Origin of the sequence: Dialister sp. CAG:357, from assembly GCF_000435155.1 — a bacterium.
Taxonomy (GTDB): Bacteria; Bacillota; Negativicutes; order Veillonellales; family Dialisteraceae; genus Dialister; species Dialister hominis.
Map to the genome: position 1 here is coordinate 399 of NZ_FR896355.1, position 2,822 is coordinate 3,220.

A 2,822-nucleotide genomic window follows, 5' to 3' on the forward strand; every position below is an offset into this window, starting at 1 on the left:
AGGCTGCCTGCCATCGGAAGGAGTATCGTTTTCTTCGTACCCGAAAAGAAGCGCCTTGCCCGCATGAGCAGCGCTTCCTTCGCAAGAACTGAGGTATCAAAATGGAACACTTGAAATATCCTCCACCGTCAAAATGCGCTTTCCATCCACCGTTTTTGAAGAGAAATCAATCGTCAGGAACCGGCGGTGATCCCCCTTTTCATTTTCCGAGCGGACCTTGATCCTGCCGCTCTCCCCGTCATCTGTGATCCTCACAAGGATCGTCCGGTCTCCCTCCTCCAGCGTGAGCGCCGTGCTTCCGCCTGCGCCTGAGGAAAGGCGAGAAAGAGCCCAGTTCGCCCCACTCTCTGCCGCATAGACCGAGCGGAGCCCCTCTTCATGCGACACCGCCGCGGCGCTGCCCCTTGTGAGGAAAAGGACGAGCGCCGTCGATGCTGAAAGAAGCGCCGAGAAGAGGAGAATCAGGATGATTGAAAGCGTCCCCTTCCTCCTACACATACGGCTGCCCCTTCTTATACAAATCCGCATAAGGAATGACCGACGTCTCGCAGTCCACCTGGTCGATCCCGTTCTTATGCTCCATCAGGAAATGAAGATGCAGCGCGCCCATTTCCTGGGAAAATACCGGATCCTCAGACGGCGAGAAAATGATCGTCTCGCCCGTTCCCGTCTTCTCGCCCGTTACCGGTTCCGAAAGGCCGTTGTAGAGGAGAAGCTTCAGCTTTTCCCTGTCGATATAAAACGTATACCGTGCCTCGACGTCCCTTTCATTCAGATCGTAGTACGTGTACCGGTCGCCGGAGACCGGTGCCTGTGCCATCCGCCTGCCGTTCCTGATCTTTTCCGTCATGTAGTCGGAAACCGAGAGCACCTCGCTCGAAAGCCGTCCGCGCCTTGCAAGGCTATCGATCACCCGCGCCGTCTCCGTGGCCAGCGGGAAGATTGAAAGCGCCAGCGAAGTCAGTATGAAGAGGGAAATCAGAGCTTCCAGGAGAAGAAATCCTTTTCGCTTCATTGCGGATCCTCCATCAGGACGGAAAAAGAAACGGAATTCCCGGACGAATCCGAGACCTCCGCCTTCATCCGCCTCATCGGGACAGATTCGACATAAACGGGCTCCTCAGTCATATCGACCGTATACGTCCGGCCATTTCTCACGATTTCTTTCGGCATAGAAACGGGCTCACCCAGACGCACGCTGGCCTTCATCTGCTCCATGGCATCCTGGGCAATCAACGTTTCATCAAGAGAAATTTCCCTTTCCGCCTCCCGCCTTGCCGCCACGGATACTGAGAGGAAAACGCCCGCGCCAAGTGTCATGACAATCGCCAATGCTGCGGCCGCCCACACCAGAAGAAAGCCTTCTCTCCTCATGCGTCCCTCACGATCCGAACGCGTCCCGTGTACGCCGCCACCACGATCTGGCGCGCATACTTTCCGTCCTTCGTCCTCAAATACATCGAATACTTGCTGCTCTCCCCGGCATAGCCGTCTTTGCGGAGCGTCAGGTTCAGATTTCCCGTTCCGCGGATGTTTTCAGGAAACGAGCCTTTCGGGCGGATCGTCGTCGTGCCCTTTCTTGTGAAATACGAGACGTGATCGCCGTCCTGCGCACAGAAAAAGTACGTCCGCGCCACGACATTTCCATACCGCGACGTCTCGCTCCTTGCCTCCGTCTCTGCCTCACGGATGGCCGAGGCCAGCTCTTCGGCCGCCAGATCGAGCTGCCGCTCCTCCTGCCAGTCGGAAAGCGAGGGGACCGCCATCGCCATCCCCAAGGAGACGATCAGGAGCACGATGAGCGCCTCAGCGAGAACAAAGCCACGATGCCGCCAGAAGCGTAAGCCCCGTTTCCTCGAAGAAGAAAGCCGCGATCCCTCCGGCAGCAAGGAACGGCGCGAAACGGATCCCGTCATCAAGCGACCTCCTTCCTGAAATCAAAAGAGGCAGGGAAAAGAGCGCGCATGATGCCGATGCGGCCCAGAGGAAACCGAGCGTTCCCACCGGCGAAAGCCAGGATGCAATCGCAGCGGAGAGGAATATATCTCCCTCGCCTGCGCCTCCGCCGGACGCCAGGCGCAGCACGAAGAAAACACCGCCGGCCAGCGATGCCGAAAGGATACCAAAGTAAATCATCCCCGCCTCATACGAAGTCAGAAGACCGCAGAGAAGAAGAAGCGCGCTCCAGCCGTCCGAAATATACCCCGTCCGCCTGTCCTCCATCGCGGGGAAGAAGAGCAAAAATGGCAGCAGAAAACGGGCCTTCCCCTCCGTCATGAAAAGAAGACCCGCATACAGGGCGCACGAAATCACGAGCAGAAGGAATCCTCTCCCGCCCTGCCAGACATTCTCCCACAATAACCGGTCTTCCACTCCGCTTCTCATGGGAACCTCTTACGACTGCTGCGTACTTGTGCTCGTCGTTCCGTAAGACGAGTACGTCACAGAATTGAAAACAGCCGTCACTTCACCTTTGGAACCCATCGTGTACGTCACACTCTTATCCGGCGGCTCCGGCATTTTCTTCAGATACCCATTCGCCCCTGTCGTATCCACCAGCTGCGAAAGCGCCGTCGGGTACTCGCCATTCTTCACGTAATACATCTCTGACGCCGTTCCGATCGCCGACAGATCCGCCTGAATACGAGCCGCCTTCGCATCATTTGTCATGCCAAGGATATCCGGCATAGCCACCGCCGACAAAATCCCCACAATCGCCACGACGATGATGAGCTCTAGGAGCATGAAACCTTTCCTTTTCCTTCCCAATCCACTGCCCTTGTAATTTTGGGGACGCGGACAAAAAGTTGGACCAATTGACA

6 protein-coding genes are annotated in these 2,822 nt (G+C 56.7%); all 6 read right to left on the reverse strand.

All coding sequences use genetic code 11. The annotated features are described in order from the left end of the window. Nucleotides 1-96: 96 nt before the first annotated feature. Nucleotides 97-498, reverse strand: a complete 402-nt coding sequence (locus M3200_RS00700) for a hypothetical protein (RefSeq protein WP_022381620.1) — start codon at nt 496-498, stop codon at nt 97-99. Next, nucleotides 491-1,015, reverse strand: coding sequence for a hypothetical protein (locus M3200_RS00705; protein ID WP_022381621.1), 525 nt, complete (start codon nt 1,013-1,015; stop codon nt 491-493). The genes M3200_RS00700 and M3200_RS00705 overlap by 8 nt, the downstream gene beginning before the upstream one ends. After that, nucleotides 1,012-1,374 (reverse strand): hypothetical protein, encoded by a 363-nt coding sequence (locus M3200_RS00710; protein WP_022381622.1) that lies wholly within the window; start codon nt 1,372-1,374, stop codon nt 1,012-1,014. Before M3200_RS00710 ends, M3200_RS00705 begins: the two co-directional genes overlap by 4 nt. After that, nucleotides 1,371-1,766, reverse strand: coding sequence for a pilus assembly FimT family protein (locus tag M3200_RS00715; RefSeq protein ID WP_108850537.1), 396 nt, complete (start codon nt 1,764-1,766; stop codon nt 1,371-1,373). The genes M3200_RS00710 and M3200_RS00715 overlap by 4 nt, the downstream gene beginning before the upstream one ends. A gap of 40 nt (nt 1,767-1,806) precedes the next feature. Then, nucleotides 1,807-2,385 carry a prepilin peptidase gene (locus tag M3200_RS00720; RefSeq protein ID WP_022381624.1) on the reverse strand — a complete coding sequence of 193 codons (579 nt, stop codon included), beginning with the start codon at nt 2,383-2,385 and terminating at the stop codon, nt 1,807-1,809. Between the two features lie 9 nt (nt 2,386-2,394). Further along, nucleotides 2,395-2,822: type II secretion system protein (locus tag M3200_RS00725; protein WP_353867214.1), on the reverse strand; the 428-nt coding region annotated here is incomplete at its 5' end.

What these genes read in the sequence shown, in the direction of transcription:
- M3200_RS00710 (WP_022381622.1), bottom strand. Translation starts at nt 1,374, where the DNA reads ATGAGGAGAGAAGGCTTTCTTCTGGTGTGGGCGGCCGCAGCATTGGCG.
- M3200_RS00720 (WP_022381624.1), bottom strand. Translation starts at nt 2,385, where the DNA reads ATGAGAAGCGGAGTGGAAGACCGGTTATTGTGGGAGAATGTCTGGCAG.
- M3200_RS00700 (WP_022381620.1), bottom strand. Translation starts at nt 498, where the DNA reads ATGTGTAGGAGGAAGGGGACGCTTTCAATCATCCTGATTCTCCTCTTC.
- M3200_RS00705 (WP_022381621.1), bottom strand. Translation starts at nt 1,015, where the DNA reads ATGAAGCGAAAAGGATTTCTTCTCCTGGAAGCTCTGATTTCCCTCTTC.
- M3200_RS00715 (WP_108850537.1), bottom strand. Translation starts at nt 1,766, where the DNA reads ATGGCGGTCCCCTCGCTTTCCGACTGGCAGGAGGAGCGGCAGCTCGAT.